Source organism: Tenacibaculum halocynthiae (assembly GCF_964512825.1).
Classification (GTDB): domain Bacteria; phylum Bacteroidota; class Bacteroidia; order Flavobacteriales; family Flavobacteriaceae; genus Polaribacter; species Polaribacter halocynthiae.
Genome location: NZ_CAZELG010000045.1, coordinates 79,741 through 97,119 on the forward strand (window position 1 = coordinate 79,741; position 17,379 = coordinate 97,119).

The 17,379-nt window shown below is 29.4% G+C and carries 23 protein-coding genes; 22 read left to right on the forward strand and 1 reads right to left on the reverse strand.

Features of this window, described 5'->3' with window-relative positions; all coding sequences use genetic code 11:
• Nucleotides 1–333: 333 nt before the first annotated feature.
• From ACKTTQ_RS18660 to ACKTTQ_RS18675, 4 genes are all read left to right on the forward strand, one after another.
• On the forward strand, nucleotides 334–1,419 hold the full coding sequence (locus tag ACKTTQ_RS18660; protein ID WP_408050081.1) for a hypothetical protein: 1,086 nt from the start codon (nucleotides 334–336) through the stop codon (nucleotides 1,417–1,419).
• A gap of 104 nt (nucleotides 1,420–1,523) precedes the next feature.
• The gene (locus tag ACKTTQ_RS18665) at nucleotides 1,524–1,751 is read left to right on the forward strand and encodes a hypothetical protein (RefSeq protein ID WP_408050082.1); all 228 of its coding nucleotides are present in this window, start codon (nucleotides 1,524–1,526) and stop codon (nucleotides 1,749–1,751) included.
• A 3-nt stretch (nucleotides 1,752–1,754) separates the two neighbouring features.
• On the forward strand, nucleotides 1,755–1,979 hold the full coding sequence (locus tag ACKTTQ_RS18670) for a hypothetical protein (RefSeq protein WP_299135236.1): 225 nt from the start codon (nucleotides 1,755–1,757) through the stop codon (nucleotides 1,977–1,979).
• 164 nt (nucleotides 1,980–2,143) lie between these two features.
• Entirely contained in the window at nucleotides 2,144–2,524 is a 381-nt protein-coding gene (locus tag ACKTTQ_RS18675) for a hypothetical protein (protein WP_408050083.1), read from the forward strand.
• 60 nt (nucleotides 2,525–2,584) lie between these two features.
• Here ACKTTQ_RS18675 and ACKTTQ_RS18680 read toward each other — a convergent pair whose 3' ends face one another.
• Nucleotides 2,585–2,719, reverse strand: a complete 135-nt coding sequence (locus ACKTTQ_RS18680; protein WP_408050084.1) for a hypothetical protein — start codon at nucleotides 2,717–2,719, stop codon at nucleotides 2,585–2,587.
• A gap of 665 nt (nucleotides 2,720–3,384) precedes the next feature.
• Between ACKTTQ_RS18680 and ACKTTQ_RS18685 the strand changes: the two genes are divergently transcribed.
• From ACKTTQ_RS18685 to ACKTTQ_RS18770, 18 genes are all read left to right on the forward strand, one after another.
• Nucleotides 3,385–4,227 carry an Ig-like domain-containing protein gene (locus ACKTTQ_RS18685; protein ID WP_408050085.1) on the forward strand — a complete coding sequence of 281 codons (843 nt, stop codon included), beginning with the start codon at nucleotides 3,385–3,387 and terminating at the stop codon, nucleotides 4,225–4,227.
• Nucleotides 4,228–4,426: 199 nt separating this feature from the next.
• Nucleotides 4,427–4,795 (forward strand): hypothetical protein, encoded by a 369-nt coding sequence (locus ACKTTQ_RS18690; protein WP_408050086.1) that lies wholly within the window; start codon nucleotides 4,427–4,429, stop codon nucleotides 4,793–4,795.
• 4 nt (nucleotides 4,796–4,799) lie between these two features.
• A complete protein-coding gene (locus ACKTTQ_RS18695) occupies nucleotides 4,800–5,366 on the forward strand; it encodes a hypothetical protein (protein WP_408050087.1) in 567 nt (188 codons plus the stop codon).
• 413 nt (nucleotides 5,367–5,779) lie between these two features.
• Nucleotides 5,780–6,232 carry a hypothetical protein gene (locus tag ACKTTQ_RS18700; RefSeq protein ID WP_408050088.1) on the forward strand — a complete coding sequence of 151 codons (453 nt, stop codon included), beginning with the start codon at nucleotides 5,780–5,782 and terminating at the stop codon, nucleotides 6,230–6,232.
• The gene (locus tag ACKTTQ_RS18705; protein ID WP_408050089.1) at nucleotides 6,232–6,624 is read left to right on the forward strand and encodes a hypothetical protein; all 393 of its coding nucleotides are present in this window, start codon (nucleotides 6,232–6,234) and stop codon (nucleotides 6,622–6,624) included. The genes ACKTTQ_RS18700 and ACKTTQ_RS18705 overlap by 1 nt, the downstream gene beginning before the upstream one ends.
• A complete protein-coding gene (locus ACKTTQ_RS18710; protein ID WP_408050090.1) occupies nucleotides 6,624–6,887 on the forward strand; it encodes a hypothetical protein in 264 nt (87 codons plus the stop codon). Before ACKTTQ_RS18705 ends, ACKTTQ_RS18710 begins: the two co-directional genes overlap by 1 nt.
• 24 nt (nucleotides 6,888–6,911) lie before the next feature.
• Nucleotides 6,912–7,988, forward strand: a complete 1,077-nt coding sequence (locus ACKTTQ_RS18715) for a hypothetical protein (protein ID WP_408050091.1) — start codon at nucleotides 6,912–6,914, stop codon at nucleotides 7,986–7,988.
• A gap of 18 nt (nucleotides 7,989–8,006) precedes the next feature.
• Complete coding sequence (locus ACKTTQ_RS18720; protein ID WP_408050092.1) at nucleotides 8,007–8,393, forward strand: hypothetical protein; 387 nt, start codon at nucleotides 8,007–8,009, stop codon at nucleotides 8,391–8,393.
• 17 nt (nucleotides 8,394–8,410) lie between these two features.
• Nucleotides 8,411–8,695, forward strand: coding sequence for a hypothetical protein (locus ACKTTQ_RS18725; RefSeq protein ID WP_408050093.1), 285 nt, complete (start codon nucleotides 8,411–8,413; stop codon nucleotides 8,693–8,695).
• A complete protein-coding gene (locus tag ACKTTQ_RS18730; RefSeq protein WP_408050094.1) occupies nucleotides 8,695–9,120 on the forward strand; it encodes a M23 family metallopeptidase in 426 nt (141 codons plus the stop codon). The genes ACKTTQ_RS18725 and ACKTTQ_RS18730 overlap by 1 nt, the downstream gene beginning before the upstream one ends.
• A gap of 1 nt (nucleotide 9,121) precedes the next feature.
• Complete coding sequence (locus tag ACKTTQ_RS18735; RefSeq protein ID WP_408050095.1) at nucleotides 9,122–9,742, forward strand: hypothetical protein; 621 nt, start codon at nucleotides 9,122–9,124, stop codon at nucleotides 9,740–9,742.
• A 94-nt stretch (nucleotides 9,743–9,836) separates the two neighbouring features.
• Entirely contained in the window at nucleotides 9,837–10,385 is a 549-nt protein-coding gene (locus tag ACKTTQ_RS18740) for a hypothetical protein (protein WP_408050096.1), read from the forward strand.
• 174 nt (nucleotides 10,386–10,559) lie between these two features.
• Nucleotides 10,560–11,438, forward strand: a complete 879-nt coding sequence (locus ACKTTQ_RS18745) for a S49 family peptidase (RefSeq protein ID WP_408050097.1) — start codon at nucleotides 10,560–10,562, stop codon at nucleotides 11,436–11,438.
• Between the two features lie 12 nt (nucleotides 11,439–11,450).
• A complete protein-coding gene (locus ACKTTQ_RS18750) occupies nucleotides 11,451–13,586 on the forward strand; it encodes a hypothetical protein (RefSeq protein ID WP_408050098.1) in 2,136 nt (711 codons plus the stop codon).
• A gap of 59 nt (nucleotides 13,587–13,645) precedes the next feature.
• Nucleotides 13,646–14,458 (forward strand): hypothetical protein, encoded by an 813-nt coding sequence (locus ACKTTQ_RS18755; RefSeq protein WP_408050099.1) that lies wholly within the window; start codon nucleotides 13,646–13,648, stop codon nucleotides 14,456–14,458.
• Nucleotides 14,459–14,684: 226 nt separating this feature from the next.
• On the forward strand, nucleotides 14,685–15,713 hold the full coding sequence (locus tag ACKTTQ_RS18760; protein WP_408050100.1) for a hypothetical protein: 1,029 nt from the start codon (nucleotides 14,685–14,687) through the stop codon (nucleotides 15,711–15,713).
• A 60-nt stretch (nucleotides 15,714–15,773) separates the two neighbouring features.
• A complete protein-coding gene (locus ACKTTQ_RS18765) occupies nucleotides 15,774–16,226 on the forward strand; it encodes an RDD family protein (protein WP_408050101.1) in 453 nt (150 codons plus the stop codon).
• A 113-nt stretch (nucleotides 16,227–16,339) separates the two neighbouring features.
• Complete coding sequence (locus tag ACKTTQ_RS18770) at nucleotides 16,340–17,377, forward strand: hypothetical protein (protein WP_408050102.1); 1,038 nt, start codon at nucleotides 16,340–16,342, stop codon at nucleotides 17,375–17,377.
• Nucleotides 17,378–17,379 lie beyond the last annotated feature (2 nt).

Sequence of the window (17,379 nt, forward strand, 5' to 3'; positions counted from 1 at the left end):
AGTCGGATCGAAATAACAAATATTTTTTAAAATGAAGAATACTCAAAAACCCTGAAAATCAACTAAGTAAAAAACATTAGTTTTTTACGTGAAAAGCGTAGAAAAAAGAAAAGAAGCAGTCCCCCACGGAATACTTCTTGTTCTTTTTTACTTATTAAATTTTTACTAAAAGTGAATAAATTTTATTTACTAATTAAGACTCAAATAAAAATAATAAGTCACATAAATTTTAAAATAAAACTGTAGGTTCTCCGATACCTAAAAAACGGAAAAGTTCTTTGACATAATTGTGGTAAGTAATTTTTTAATTAATTTTACCAAAAATAAATTATTATGAAAACAAAAAGTATAGTTGTTGTCATTATTATGATGATTATGAGTTTGGTGGGAAATGCCCAGAACAAAATTGAAGCTACAGGTAATGTTGGTGTTGGAACAACGATTCCAGGACAAAAATTACATATTGAAGGAGGTCATGGAGATAGTAGAATACTTTTACACTCTAGAGGTGGAGGAACTGAAAGTAAGTTTGCAGATTTAATGCTATGGGCAAGTGAGCCAGGGTTAACATACACCGGTGTGGGTATAGGTAATAATATTACTAATGCTACTACTACTCCATTTTTACGAAGAATAAGCAATCAAAGAGGTGGGTCATATATAAGATTTCTTGATGCACAGATAATGATGAATGTAATAAAAAATAATGGAGAAACTATTAATGCTTTTAATATTAGTAATTTAGGAAATGTAGGTTTAGGGACAACAAGTCCCAAAAGTAGATTAGATTTGGGAAAGAATTACTCTAATCCTTCTATTTATCCTAACAAAATAACTCTTTGGTCGGGAGGTGAAAATAACTATTTTGGGTTTGGTATAAGTACTGGTGATTTGGATTATTTTAGTCAGAGTAATCATAGATTTTATACAGGTTACAATGGGACTCCTGGCACTGAAAAAATGGTTATTCAATCAAATGGAAATGTAGGTATAGGAACTACAAACCCAGGTTCTTGGAGATTAGCTGTAAATGGACAAATAAGAGCTAAGGAAATTAAAGTTGAAACAGGCTGGTCAGATTTTGTTTTTTATGATAACTATAAATTGCCAACACTTCAAGAAGTAGAGAATCATATCAAAGAAAAAGGTCATTTAAAAGATATTCCAAGTGCAAAGGAAGTTGAAGAAAATGGAATTTTTCTTGGGGAAATGGATTCTAAGTTGCTTCAAAAAATTGAAGAATTAACTTTGTATACTATTGAGCAGGAGAAGAAATTGAAAAGTCAGGAAGATAAAATCAATGTTCTAGAAAAGCAAAATTCAAAGATTGACAAACAACAAAAAGAGATTGAAGAACAAGAAAAGAAAATTAAAAGATTGGATTCTTTAGTTCAAAAACTATTGAAAAACAAAAATTAAAGACAATTTAAAAATACACTTACCACAAAACACCTTGCTTAAGGTGTTTTTTTATGCCCAAGATCTTAGTAAACGAATTATAAATAAAGTGTAATAAAACGAATATGAAAGATTTAGTAAAAGCAATGGAAGTTAAAGTTGTTTTTGGTTTAGAGGCACAAGGACATCTACCAACAATTAAAAAGATACTTGATAAATGGAATGAACCTAGAATCGAAAATCAAGTTGATATGACATACTGTAAACATGTCTGGGAGGAAATTGGAAAAGAAATTGGATGGTGTCCGTTTACTGCAGCACTATCATATTTTCAAATTAAAAACAAACAGTAGTATATGAAAGTAGATCAATACATAACTTTTTATTTGGATCAGTGGGAAAATGATAAACACTTTCTAAAAAAGGTAAAATCTAAAATAATAGATATCTGTACTGATCCTTTAAAAATACATGAATCAAAATGTGGTGTTGAAGTTAACGGAGAGTTATACGGAATACCATTTAGTGAAATAATTGAAGTAGCTCCAGCAAATGGAGAACAATTAATATTTAATCTGTAGTTAATCCTTATCAAATTTTCTTTTAAAGTAGTTTGATTTGGTTTTAGTCTTTGTTCTCGAAAAATGTTGAGCAATAAAATAAAAGCATACAAGGAATAAAAATATAAGCATAGTAATTTTTATTACAAAAATAGAGATTTAAAAATAACAGTAATTAAACAAATATGGAAAGTAAAGAAGTAAGTTTTTCATACCCTCGACAAGTACAATGTTCTGGATCGATTGGGATTTTTAATAATACTTGGGGTCATTATGCACCGAAGAAGAATGTTTCCTACAAAGGAAAGGTGCGATTTGTAATGACAGACCATTCAACTTATGGTTGTCAACCTATAATTCTTCAATATGAATTTCCAAATCTTGAAGGACCATACATTCACGATGTATTGTTTAATGATGTTTGTGAATGGGAAAGTTATAAAAAGGAAGAATTTATTACAGGGGTAATTTATGAGAGAACATTAACATTTAGAAACTATCGATTCTACTACGGAAAAGTTTACCCTGTATTTTTTCCAATGGAGTTAAAAACAGTTTCTAACTAAACGGTAGAATGAAGAATGTAAGCAAAAAAAAAACGGGACACGCCCGTTTAAAAAAAGAGATTAGTCTTCACATCGAGGATCTCCAATGCAATATCTGCTATCAATACATAGGTCACAAAGAGGACGTCCTCCATTAATAGATTGTTGTTCAGTTTTGTTTAGGGTTGATCCTAAGTTTGAAATGTTTTTTAACATAATATAAAAATTTTAAGTTTCTCAAAACTAGTTTTTAAAAAAGATAAAATTGAAAAATATACCTTACAAAAAGTAAGGATAAACCGTAAATCAAATATTAAAATAAGTGTAGTTAAAAGAGAAAAGAAGTCCCCCCACGGAACTTCTTAACTTTTACTAATAACTATATACTGTTAATGAATGACTTATTGTTCAAGTCGGATCGAAATAACAAATATTTTTTAAAATGAAGAATACTCAAAAACCCTGAAAATCAACTAAGTAAAAAACATTAGTTTTTTACGTGAAAAGCGTAGAAAAAAGAAAAGAAGCAGTCCCCCACGGAATACTTCTTGTTCTTTTTTACTTATTAAATTTTTACTAAAAGTGAATAAATTTTATTTACTAATTAAGACTCAAATAAAAATAATAAGTCACATAAATTTTAAAATAAAACTGTTGTTTTTTAGAGCTATTGATAGTTAGGTTTTTGTTACTGAAAATACCTATTATTAGGTATTTCCTGAGTAAATTGTATATGCTAATTTTGGTTACTTAGGATAACTCTTTTACAGTTTAAAATAACATTTAAATACGCTTATTCTTTTTTTAATAACGTTAAAGGTTTTTTTTTAATTCTTTTTAAAGATTTTAACCAAATTAGTAATCTAAAAAAATATATATATATGAAATCATTAAGTTTTATTTTGTTCACGTTATTGAGTTACTCCATTTTGGGACAAGTTAATCCAAAAGTAAACTTTGCTTCACCCAGTTTAGTTAAAGGTACGGGCGAAGTTGGAGCTACTATTAACATTAGTAAAGATTCAGATTTAAATACTATTGATTATACTGTTATAGTAGATGATAAAGGTAAGTTTTCATATACGTTTAATCCAGCTTTAACTGCTGGAGATTTTATTGTAATTTGGTCTGTAGACTCTAATAATATTGAGTCTCAAAAAATACATGTTGAAATTGAAAAGGAAAACTTAATTATTCAAAGATTTAATGATGGAGAAATTTCTACTAGAGGATTAACTAATCTTTCACTAGCGGGAACAACAATGACATATAAAGCAACAATTTTAAATACTAATTTTTCAATACCTTTAGCTAGGTTTAATTTTACTAAAAACACTAAAAATAAGACTGGTGACTTGCTATTATTTAATTCAATTGGAGCAGGTTTTGGTTTTAGTGCAGGAGAATTAAGTGAAACACGAGATTCAAAAGGGGAATTAATTAATCAAGAATTTGTTAATACGTTTGGAATGCATTTAGGTTTTTTATTTTCAGCTGGAACAGGTGATGATGCTAAAAATGTTTTCGCACCAACTTTAAATGTTAGTGTTTTAGATTTTCAAATAGGTTTAGGTTATGAGCTTGGAACTTTAACAGATAATCAAAAACCTATATTTTTGACTTTATCTTATGCTATTCCTCTTTATAAACTTAAAAAAGGGGGCTTTTGGATTTGGAAGGGGCCTAAACCTATAGGACCTATGGACTCAAGGCATGGTAAATAAAAATTAAGTTTGGGAAGCTTTGGTGTTTTTGAATACAAAAAGAGTCTAAATAACACAATTATATTGTTAACCAAACAAAGTACTAAAAAATTAAAAATGTGATATAATTGTTTAATTAAAATACTGTAAAGTATAGACAATAAGGTATTTGGAATAATTTTTGTAAATTAGTATTTAATAATTATTTTTATTCATATTTATGTCCAAAAGAAAACGAACCCCTAAGCAAAAAGGTAAATCTATACAAATTAAGCTTGAATCTATTGATTATATCGCAGCAAAACAAATAGGGGATGAAATTGTATTTCCTAAATATACTTTAGAGGAAACTCCTTTATCTACAGATTTAAGTAAAACAATGATAATAGGTAAACCAGGCGGAGTAATTGAGCCAACTGCTATAGCTTCAGAGGTAATTAAAAATGCTTTAGAAAGAAGAGTTCTTATAGGTAAAAGTATTGATGGGAAAGTTATTGTCCCTAGGATTAATTTCTCAAAAAATAAATATAATATTGCTTGGAAAAACGCTGTTTTAAGTCATAATCATGACTTAACTGAAAAAGAATAAATAAATGTCAAAGGATAATTACAACCAAATTTTCGAGAACTTAGTAGAAGAAGATAGTAATTTAATAGGGTTAATAGCTTATGGTTTATATAAAAGTGAAAAAAGAAAAGAAATTGTAAAGATTAAAAAGAGTGGTAAAAGACTTACAAAATCTCAAATTAATGGAATTGAAAGTGTATTATCTAATCAGCTTGAAACCTTTAAAGAAAAGGCTAACGATCTTCTTGATAGAACTTTTGAAATTTTAATAGAAGAAAATAAAGATAGGATTTATAGTGAATATTTTTTAGTCACTCATTTGGAGGGTATAAATTCAGAAATTCAAAAACTAAATAAAAAACAGACATTTTTAGATGGTTTAAGTCTTAGTATCGCTTATCGATTTATTTGGGTTTTATTAATAAGTCTCGTTGGTTCTCTAGCCTATTATAATTCTGAATCTCTTAAAGAAATTGGTGAAAAGATTAATAAAACTATTTTTACAGACAAAAATACAATTGATAATACACAGTTACAGAATATAGATAAAAAAGACGATCTTAAAAAATCTTCAAAGGCAGTATTAAAGTAGTTTAGTATTTTTTGCAGAAGTAATCCTCTCTCTTCAATTGAACTTCTATGACTAATTTACCTTGAGTTACTATACTAAGGCTATTTATTTTAATAGGTTTACTTCCCTTACTTAAATATCAAGCACGTTATTGTGTATAGCATACTCTCCAATTTTCTTGTTTTCCCCCGTACCCCCATTCATTAACAAAAAAGAAATAGTGCAATAATGCGATACACATATACTCACTCTATTCTTTTTCTTAAATAAAGTTATATAAAATATATACTAAGAAGCTGTGCAAAAAAACGAAATTTGATTAATGTGTTTATTTGTAGTTGTTTAGGTGTGTTCTGTTTTGCGCACGATTTTGCACGATTGCACAAAAAGTAGCTGTCCTTTTGTTATTTATACATTCATAGTACTATTGAAATATGGTACTAGAACGTAATCCTTTTGTTAATGTAAATGTTAAAGAGGTTCAATTAAAACAAGTTGGATTAGAAAATGAGTTATTACCTTACTTTACAAAGGTGTATAGTACACCGTCTAAAATAAAATTTGCTAGATCTAGTAAGCATAGACCTGGAGGAGTTGAATACATCAACAAAATAACATTACAGTACCCAGGGGTATCAGATACTAGTTTTTCTTTATTTCACAAACTTCTTTACATCAGGTTCGTTGCGCAAATAAAATATACTTCAAATGCTTTGTTTCAAATTGGAAGCAATGATATTCCATTGAAGTTATCAATTAATTACAAGAATCCAGTAGGAACAATATTAACGTTCTCTAATAAAAGTATAGAACCTCTTAAAGAACTAGGAGTTGTTAAAAATGAAGAAGTAGTTGGGTTTCCTTATCGTTTAAAAGCTAGTTTATAATGATAAAGAAAATACTATTTAATGATAAGGTTAATGTGAAACCCAAGGCAATTCATGAAGAAGAATTATGGGCAGAGGATATTAATCATATAAAAGAAGTGGTGAATTCTAATTCAGAAGAACTAGAAAAAGGATTTCAAACTACAGCACCAATTCAGCTTATTGCTGGAGAAACGTATGAATTTATAGTGCCATTGAAAGCAATGCTGTTTGCTTTAGATATAAATGGGCCAGCAAAGATAAAAACAGGTAAAACACCAGGGGGGGATGAGATCACAGATATTGATACAACTGAACCAGCAGTTTTACAATTTGGTTTTTTAAAAGTAACTAATGTCTTTTTTCAGTCTGATAAAACAGTAACCGTAGAACCAATAATTTATAAGAAATAATGAATAAAAAAAATCTACTTCAAGAAATGCAAGAGAAGCATTCAGCGGATGACGGAATTGTGTATTTCCCTTTTGTAGAAGGTGAAATAGTCACAAATGTTTTGTTTTCTGAATCAACAAATTATAAGATCAAAACAGTTGAAGGTAATAGCAATATTTCAACAGGAGAGGCTAAATCGATTGATATAGGAACTACAGAGACTGCATGTTTAGTAATTGAAACTGAAAAGGCAGTTACAGTAAAAGTTATAACAATAAAATAATCAGTTAAAAAAAATAAAAGAAATATGAAAACACGAATTTTAATAATAATAGTATTGTTTTTATCGCTTAGAGTGAGTGCACAGCGTAAAATATCAACTGATAAATTACAAGTGAAACAAACAAAGTTAGGAGCTGTAACTGATAGTTTGTTAGTTAGAGATTCAAAAGGAAATGTAAAGCACATTCCCAAAAGTCAGTTAATTCCAAAAATTGAAATCCCTGGCTTAGATAAGGTATTAAATGAAGATAATACTTCTAGTGAAAATATAGTTTTGTCTGGTTTTGGTGATAAGTTATCATTAATAAATGGAGGAAATGGTACAAAGAGTATAAGGTTTAGCTCTCCTACTACAGATTATTTTATAGATGCCGTTCAGTCTGGAAGTGGTTTGACTACGAGAACAAGTTTAGAATTTAGAAGTCTCACAGGTATAGCTACAGTTATACCTCTTAGAATAAATAAAGACAATGTTAATGCGCTTAGTAATTTTAATACTCATAATAATTTTACAATGTTAGGTGAAAATATAATAAATAATATTGAGCCAACATTAAAATTTAGAGATGCAGACAATGCTGCAAGAACTGGTAGTTTAGGGATGGTTAATATAATAGATGATAGAAAATGGTTGTTTCCAGATAAAGATATTATAGTAGCAGGTTTAAGTGATATCCCTAGTACTAATACTTTTGTACCATATAGTAATGCAACATCAAATTTAAATCTAGGTATTAGAAATTTAACAGCGAATTCAATATTTTCTAGAGCATCAGGAAGCCCTTCAGTGAATTGGGTTAATTTATCTACAGGAAGAAACTTCATATTAAAAGCTACAACTGGACAGGCTTTAAATAATGTCACTGTTGAAGCACCTACTGAAAATGGAAAGTTGGCTTTAAAAAAGGATGTAAAAGCAAATGTTATAACATCATCAACTCAACAAACCAATATAACTTTAAATGCAGAATACCCAATAGTAAATTATCCGATAGGAACAATTGCTGTTCATAGAAGACAAAATGGTTTAACTACTGAAGTCAGATTATTTATAAGGGTAGCATCATCATTTTGGGTTCGGTTTTCTGGAAGTGATTTATAATCTATTAATAAGAGAATAATGAATTTTCAAATAAATAAACAACTAACATTTACAGAGTTGTTTTTAGGGGAGTTAAGTATTTCTGAATGGAAGTATCAGGTTTTTTTGATTCTTTTAGGAATTACTTTAAGAATATTATTGAAGGTTTCTCAAAGAGATAATCAAGCTATGCATCCAAGTATAATTTTTTGGATACACCAGTTTAAAAATTGGGTAAGGTTTATAATAGCACTCATTTTAAGTTATTTACTTATTCGATTTTTTGGAGATTATAAAGAGCAATTGATGGAATTTATTCCGCCTAAAATAAATGCATCAGTTTATTTATTAATGGTAGTTCTTGGTTTTAACTTACATAGAATAGCTGAATGGATACATAATCTTGGAAACAAGAAAATGGCATAACTATTAAAACTTGAAGTGTGAAAATTTTTATAGAAAATATAGGTACAATATTAGCAGTTTTATTTGGAGCTGGTGGTTTTTATGATTCGTATTCACAGCGAAAAAAAAGAAAAACTGATGCTTTATCTGGTATGCAAGAATTGTATGATAGGTTTGTTGAAGATACCAATAAAAAAATTGTAGAGTTTCAAGGAGAAATTACTTCATTAAAAACAGAAATTGAAAGGGTTGAAACTTCATGGCAACAAAAATATGCAGCACTTAAGGCTGAATTTAATAATTACAAACGAACACATCCGTAATGAAATCACCATTAAAACCAATAATATTAAGAGGTAAAGATACTACTGGAAATGGTTGGTATGGAGCTTCACGTGGATATCGTAAACATGAAGGTGTTGATTTTGTTGGAGTACCTGGCCAAGAAGTATATGCTTGCGAAAGTGGTCGTGTACGTATTGGTAATGTGTATCAAAATTCTACTAAAATGAAATTAGTAGAAATAAAAAACTCAAAACATAAGGTAAAGCAAATGTATGTGAAGCCTATTGTTAATTCTGGAGATATTGTAAAACAAGGAGATGTGATAGGAATTTTACAAGATGTAGCTAAATATCATGGTACCACTAACATGAAACCACATTGTCATGTTTCTGTTTGGAAATATGGTTTGTTAACTGATCCAGAACCTTTAATTATTCCTTGTAGTTGTTTAAATCCTTTTTAATATGTGGTTACTAAATTTCCTTAATTTGAAAGACTTACGCTACTTAATTTTAATAGGTTTATTTGGGGTTGGATCCTATATGTTTTATCAAAATAAGATATTAAAACAAGAGAACAAACGTACTAAGCATAATTATCAAACAGCTTTAAAAATTGATAGTTTAGAAGTGGCAGTATTTAAAGTTAGGAAGCAGCATGAAATAAAAGAATTACTTGATCAACAACATGTTCTAAATTCTTTAGTTAAACAATCAAAAGTAAAAACTAATAGAATAGAAGCTCTTTATTATCAACAACAAAAATATGTTGATAGTCTTAAAAATAGAATAGATGTAACTTCAATAGTAAAAAATATAAGAAGTAATATTCCCAAAAAGGTTACTTGGAAAGATTCAACAGAGTGTTTAAAAATTGGAGGTTATTTATTGTATCGAAATGATAGTTTAAATGTTAATGTAACTAAAAGAGAGTTTACTAATAATACAGTATTAATTAAGTATAAAGGAAGAAGAAAACGTATAAAATGGTTATTTGGATTACGCTTAGGGCCTAGAGAAATAACCTTTAAACCTCAAAGTAAATGTGGTTCTAGTAAAGTTGTAATAATTGATAAGGAGAATTAATGTTTATAACCATTGATTTTCTGTTGAAAAACACATTTTTTTAGTGCTCTTATATGCTTGTATTAGAGTGTTGTAAAGTTTTATTTTTGATATTATGGTAGTAAATTCTCAATTACAAATAGTACCTTTTCCTTTGCCTCATTACCTAGCTACATACTTTGCTAGTAAAATTACAACGGAACCAATTATTTCTGCTGATGGCTCTTATGTAAAACCTTTTAGCATTAAAAGAGATTCTGCTTTTGGAGCATTTATATTTAGATGTTTTTCAAAATCAGAAAAACCAGTAGTGCTTGATAGAGGCTTTACTTTTTTTATTCAATTTAAAGAACATCAAACTGCTCAAGAAGCCAATATTGTAAATGCTAGGTATTCATTTGTTGATTTAAAACCTGAAACAGTAAAAGAAATTAATAAAGTATTTAAAGCTGTGTTTGATGAATCTTTAAAAAGTTATGTAGCAGGTGCAGAGGAGGTAACTAGAAAATTTGTAGATAGAAAAAGAGGGATTCAGAAAGAGGCGATCATCAATTTTTGCAAAAAAAATAAGGTAACTTATACGAATCAGAATTTACAAGCATGGGTTAAAATGATTTATAGAGATAAAAAAAGAGTAAACGTCAATAAAACCAACGTATTGTGAAAAATGTCCGCTTTTTGTCCTCTTAATTTTAGGTTTAGAAATTACACATTTTAAAAAAATATAGAAACTTAATATTTATCCTTTGCACTCTTTAAATACCACTTGTAAGGTGTAGTTTTTCCTGTCCTTTTATTAACCATTGTATAAAACTATCATTGTTTCAAATTGTAAATAATGTCAGTTACCGATACTATTCGTCAAATAAAATCTGGTTTATGGGCTTTTGAACCTCACTACGCATTAGGTCTTAAAGGTACCGTTGAAAAAATTTTAAGTCAACAACCAAACGAAGCGTTAGCTAAAGAGAATTTAGAGGCTCGCCATTACTTAATAGATGAAAATGGGCATAAATACAATTCTAAGTCAATAAATGAGGTTCCTTCTGGAAGTATCGGGATTATTCATATTACGGGCCCTATGATTAAATACGGTAATTATTATTGTTGGGGAGCTGATGAGTTGGTTGCTCAAGCTGAAGCATTTGATAATAATCCGAGTATAATAGGTCAAATATGGGTTTTTGATACTGGTGGTGGCGCAGTTAATTCTGTTGCCGTTTATCGAAACTTTTTAGCTAAAAAGAAAAAACCAATCCTCTCTTGGTGTGATATGTGTGCATCTGCAGGAATTTGGGTTGCTACTGGTACCAATTATATCATGGCACAAAATAATATTAGCTCTTCCTTTGGTAGTATAGGTGTAATGGCATCTTTACGATCTGCTAAAAAATACTGGGAAGATATGGGAGTGATTGATCACACTATATATGCAGATCAATCAGATCATAAAAACAAATCATTCGATCTAGCTCTAGAAGGGAAGTATGAACTTATTAAAAAAGAACACCTCAATCCGCTTGCTATAAAATTTCAAGAAACTGTTAAATCAGATTTGCCAAAACTTAACCTTGAAGTAGAAGGAATTATTTCAGGTAAAATGTTTTATGCCGAAGAAGCAGTACAATTTGGTTTAATAAATAGTATTGGAAGTTTTGAAAAGGCAATTGAGAAGTTAAATGAACTGGCTGCAGTTCAAACAATAATGTATAATTAAAAATTAAGTACAATGGATTTTAAAAAAATCAAGGCAATGGTGTATACCATATTAGGTATTTCTGCCGAAAACAAAGATCCCTTAACCTTATCAGCAGAGCAAAAAGAAAAATTAGATGCTGCGGTTAAGACAGATGGGTTTGCAGAAAAGTTTGAAGCTCGACATAATCAAACTGTTAAAGCAGAGGAAGATAATATAGAGGCTCTAGAAGCTATTGAAGAGTTTATGGCTGAAAATACTTCTGAAACTGCTGAAAATGAAGGTGCAGAAGAAGATGAGCCAAATGCTGAAGATCAAAATAATAAAACAGTAGCAAGTCAAGTTAAGGTGCTAACAGCAAAACTAGCAAGTGAAACAAAAGCGCGAAAAACTGCAGAAGCTAATTATAGTAAGTTAAAATCATCACCTGAACCAGATAATCCAGAAATTATTAAAGGAAATATGACTCTAACAGTTCAACATTCAAAAACTCATTTATTTGGTTCCAATAATTCTTGGGATGCTTTCGAAGGGCGTTCATGGAATAGTCAGGCTGCAGGATTAGAAGGCGCTACTGCTACCGCTTGGAATACGGCAGATATTTCACAGTTAAATGAAGATATACAAGATTATTTTAGAAAAGATCCTAAAAAGTTACATTCAACTTTTATGGACGGCTTACAGTTACCTCCACACTGGAAATTAATTTCTGGAGTTTCTGATGAATATATTTTTACAACCATTTCTACGGGTGAAATTACTCAGGGATTAAAAATTAAATGGTTGCCTAAAAACAATGCGAAGTTTGCTGCTCAAAAAGGAAAAGTTCGTGATATCCAAATAGATATAGAGTTTAAAGGTAATGAGCTAAAGAAATTAGAGAAATCGTATTTAAATAATTTCTTTAATGAAGGATCTACTCCTTTTAAAGATAGTTTCATTTTGTTTGTTGTTAAAGAGTTAATGAAGCAAGCTCGTAAAGAAGATAAAATCTGTTTTGGGAAAGGTGTGTATTTTCCTAACGAAAATGCAGATGTACCAGGTTCTTTTTTAAATAACTTTTCAGGGGTAATTAAGTTGATTTTAGATGCAAGAGGTAAGTTGTTTAAATCTTTCAAGTTAGGAACTCCAACTGAAGAAAATATCTTTGATTACGTAAAAAAGTTTGTTGAAGGTTTACCTCACGAAATTAAAATTTTACCAGATTTATATTTTTATGCGTCACCTTCTTGGGTGAGATCTTATAATGAAGCTCGTAGGAGAGTGAAGGGTAGAGATCAGGATTTTAATGGAAATATAATGTACGTAGATGGGTTTTCGAATGTAAGGTTATATCCTTATGATTTATTGGAAGGGTATGATTTTATGTTTCTAACAACCGAAGATAATATTAAAGGGTTGACAGATAAACCAGGTGAAGATGGTGTGTTGCAGTTTGAAAAAGATACCCGTAATACAAGAGCGTATGGTGATTATAAGTTAGCTGCTTTTATTGCTATGTTTGGCCGTAAATTAATTGGTATAGATGCTAATTCATACGATAATCAATTATTCTTTTCTAATGATGTTGAAGCGTTAACTGATGTATATGTTCCGGTGCCTGCAAACCAAGATATCCCTTCTCTAAAATATCATAACTCTTTAATGGTTGGAGTAAATAATACGCAAGTAACAAATATTACAGATTTCTCAGATGCTATTCCTGGAACAAAAGTGTATGTATTAGGTAATGCAGAGGCTAATTATTCAACAGTTAAAGATGGTGGAAAAATTAGTTTGATTGACGGTGATTGTGTGCTAACTAAAAACACATTATTAGTGTTGTATGTAAAAGCAGATGGTACTTTTCAAGAGTTAGAACGTAAAAAAACAGGAGTGCAAATAACTGAAGAAGCTGCTGTAGTTCTTCCTGCAGATACTACGGTTATAGATGTATCAGTTGGTACTCGTTTTGTAACTTCTGCAAACACACAACCAACAGCTATAGTTAGTATTAGTAATGGTGTTACTGGAGAAACTTATAGAGTTGAAGGAGGCTCAGATACTCAGGCAACTACAATTGCTAATTCAGGAGTATTTGTATTGAGTACTGCAATGACTTTAGGAAGTGGAAAGTTCATTGAATTATACTTTAACGGAAATAAGTTTATTGAAACTGCACGTGGATAAATATAAAACCAAGGTTATTTTTAATAGCCTTGATTTTTACTAATTTAAAAATTTAAAAAATGTTTGTTAATCCAAAAATAGGAAATATTAAATCGGGAGCTCCTCAAGGCAAGAGCACTGATATTATAATATTTAATTTTGGTCATATTAAAAATTGGCCAGGTAGAGATAAAAATAAAATTAAAATGGTTGGTGGTATTTCTTTTTTAAAAGGAACATATATTCAAGAAATTTATGGTACTTCATCTACCATAAGTACACCAAAAGCATCAGAAGGAGATGAAGATATGGTTGGTTTTACAGGAACTCCAGAATTTTCTCATCCAGGTAGCCCGCTAGAAATAGAAGAGTTTATAGCTTTAAATACCAATAAACAATTGGGGGTGGCTTTTAAAATGGGTGGCTGTTCAGGTGAAGATGTATATTATAAAGTATACGGAACACCATGTAACCCATTACGATTAATTGTTGAAGGGCAAGATAATAATGAAGGAGTTAAAGATTTAATGAAGTTTGAGCAATCTCGTAAAGCTGATGTATTACCAGGGCGTTATTATGGTACCTGGACCAAAGCAACAGCTAATGTAGTTCCTGCTGATGCAACAGAGGTAGATGTAACTGATGGAGTAGGAGAATACCAGTTAACTGATAATACCGTTGCTACTGTGATTACAGGATTTATAGATCCAGTGGAAGGAGGTGTATATACTTTAAAGGGCTCAGGAGGTGTGAATCCTTCAACCATTCAAGCTTCAAATACAAAATTTGTACTCCGTTTAGATTGGCAAGCCTTGGCAAATACTAGCCTTTCTGTTATAGCTTATAAAAAAGATGATGGAAACTTTGTGTTTATTGAGCAAAGTAGAAGTTAGTTTTTCATTTATTATGTTTTAATTGTCTTTAAGCCCATTCAATATTGAATGGGGTTTTTTATAAATTAGCTAGTCGAGTGTTATTCGAATAGTTAATAAATTCAAACAAAGCAATAAGTAATGTGTTTTTTAATGTCAAAAAAAATATAAATTACATTTTTTCTACTCGATTTTTATTTCCTAAATTTCCAACTTAACCATTCACCAAATCATAAAAAAAAAATTGATGAAAATTGTAAAAAAAATAATGAAAAACCTCTTTTTAATATTTACATTTCTTAGCTTGAGTCAATGTCTTAAAAAGGCCTCTAAATTAAGTATTAATGTAAAAGAAGAAAAATCAAAGTTTATAGATCTGTCTGATTATGATATATCTAAACAAAAAGTTGATTCTATCTCTAATTTTGATTTTAAACATGCAAAAATAGATGATAATTTGAATTTTATTGCTAACAAAAATAATAATTTGGACTTTAATCAAAGTGATTATAAAAGTAATGTCAAAAAAGTTGTTGCATATAATAAAGGTTCAAATGATTCTTTCAAAGAGTTTGATAGTATGGATAGATTTAATAAGAGAGGATATAAAATAGAAACTGAATATAAATATGCAGGAACAGTAAAATATTATTATGATTCTAACTATAATTTGATTAAAGAGATAAACATAAGAAATGGTGATACTATAACAATAAAAAAAATTAGCTACGACAAAAAAAATAGAATAACAAATGTTAGAGAAAACAACTTACAAAAAGATAAAGATTATGAGTATAACTTAGATGTACTTATTGAATATAAAAAAGATGGTAGGCCAGCAAAAATAATAAATAGAAATCCTAACAGAAGTTACACTAAAAAAATATCATATATAGGAAATAAGGTTGTAATTACTAGAACTTCAGCTTCAAACGAAATAAAAAAAGAAGTTTTCATATATTCTAAAACATATAAAATATTAAAACATAAATACGGTTTTCATACTGATTTCAATACTTATGACGAAAAGGATAGAGTAATAAGTAACAGAACATACATGGATGATGAATATTGCTGCACAAATTTTTATAAATATGACGAAAAAGGTATTCAAACAGTTTCAATATTTACTAACCATTTGAGAGATCACAAAGAAATAAAATCTATTAGTTATAAATTAGATCATTTAGATAATATAATTTATGAACGATATACAAATAGTGTAACAAATAGAGAAATTGAAACGTTTTATGAATTTGAATATTTTGATAATTAAATAAATCGCTAAAAATCGCAATTAATATAAATACGACGTTATCACACAACTAAAAAAAATATGAAAGAAATAATAACATCAAGTAAATTTGAAGATAAGCAGAAACTTGCAAGCGTTGGTTCTCGGATTTTAGCCTTCTTGATTGACTTCTTTATCTTTTGGATACTAACATTAATACTTGGAATGTTCTTCGGTGAACCTCTCGAAAATGAAATTGGACTTAGTTTTAATGGGCTACCAGTATTAGGAGTAATTTTATTTGCCTTTTTGCTTTGGCCAATAAGTGAAGGAATTACTGGGCAAACAATTGGGAAAAGAATTTTAAGTATTAAAGTTATTAATAAAGAGTATAGACCAATTGGAATTGGACCAGCTTTCGGTAGATTTTTTTTTGGAATTTTTGACTTAATGTCTCTAATAGGAATTATAATAGCATTAATAAATAAAAAGAATCAACGTATTGGTGATATAGTAGCATGCACAATAGTTGTAAACACAAAAAATCCATCATAGCTAAACCATACAAAACACCTTTAAAAGAGGTGTTTTTTTATGTCCTTTTATACAGGTTTTGTTAGTGGTACATTGCTTTTAATTATAATAAATCATAGTAAAAAAGCAGTAGTATGGAAACAAAAGGAGCAGTGTTATCGTATTTAAAACACGATAGAACTATAATGCAAGGGCGTAATTTATACAATCAATTTCCAACTAAAAGTTTAGCAACACAATCATATATTTCACGTTTAGCAAATACAGCTAGTAATGTAAAAAAAGTAGCTTATGAGTTGTGTAAACTAGTAGCAATTCCAGAACGTCAAATGAATGCGCTTTTAAATCAACCTTTAAGTGTTAAGCCAGTTGAGAAAGTAATTGAAAATAAACCTTCCGTTGATTTGGAAAAGATGGTATTGGAGTTTGTGCCTAATGATTCAGAAGAAATTATTAATGAGTTAGCCACTTATTTAAATATTGAGTTTCCAATTCCTGAATTTACTAAAGGATTACTTGGATTATCAGAACGTAAAAATTTTGCTAATGAGTTAGGGTTAGATGTGCAAGGAAATAGTAATGCTGATTACGATGCTGTTTTTGAGGTTTATAAGCATGAACTTTTAACTGCTAGAATAGTAGAAGCTAAAGAAGTGCTTATTGAGTCTAAGCTACAAGAATTGGATGTTAAAACTAAAGAGAGTATCAAGTTACGTGATCAGTTTCCTTTTTTAAAAGAATCAGATTGCCCAAGGGTACTTCATTTACTAGTTGCTGATTTAATTACTGCACATGAAACTTTTGTAACTCAGCAACCTTTATTACATCAGCAAGCTACTCAAGAACAATTAAAACAATTGGTAGAAGAGGTAAAAGCAAGTTATATTGATAAAAAAGAGGTGTTTGCTGAACTTGAATATTACAATGAACACAAAAAATTATTAGGTGAGCATCCATTATTTGAGCAGTTAAGACAAGAAGAAGAAATTAAAAATTTAAGTGCGGTTGATTTAGCTAAGAAAAATAGTAATCTTCAAAACAATATCAATCGTAATAAAAAGAAGTTGGAGTCTGCTGAAAATGATGCAGATAAAGAAAAATATGAAGAGTTAATTTTGTTACAAACGAAATTAAAAGAGTTTGGTGAAAAGGAGTTAGAAACTAGAAAGTAATT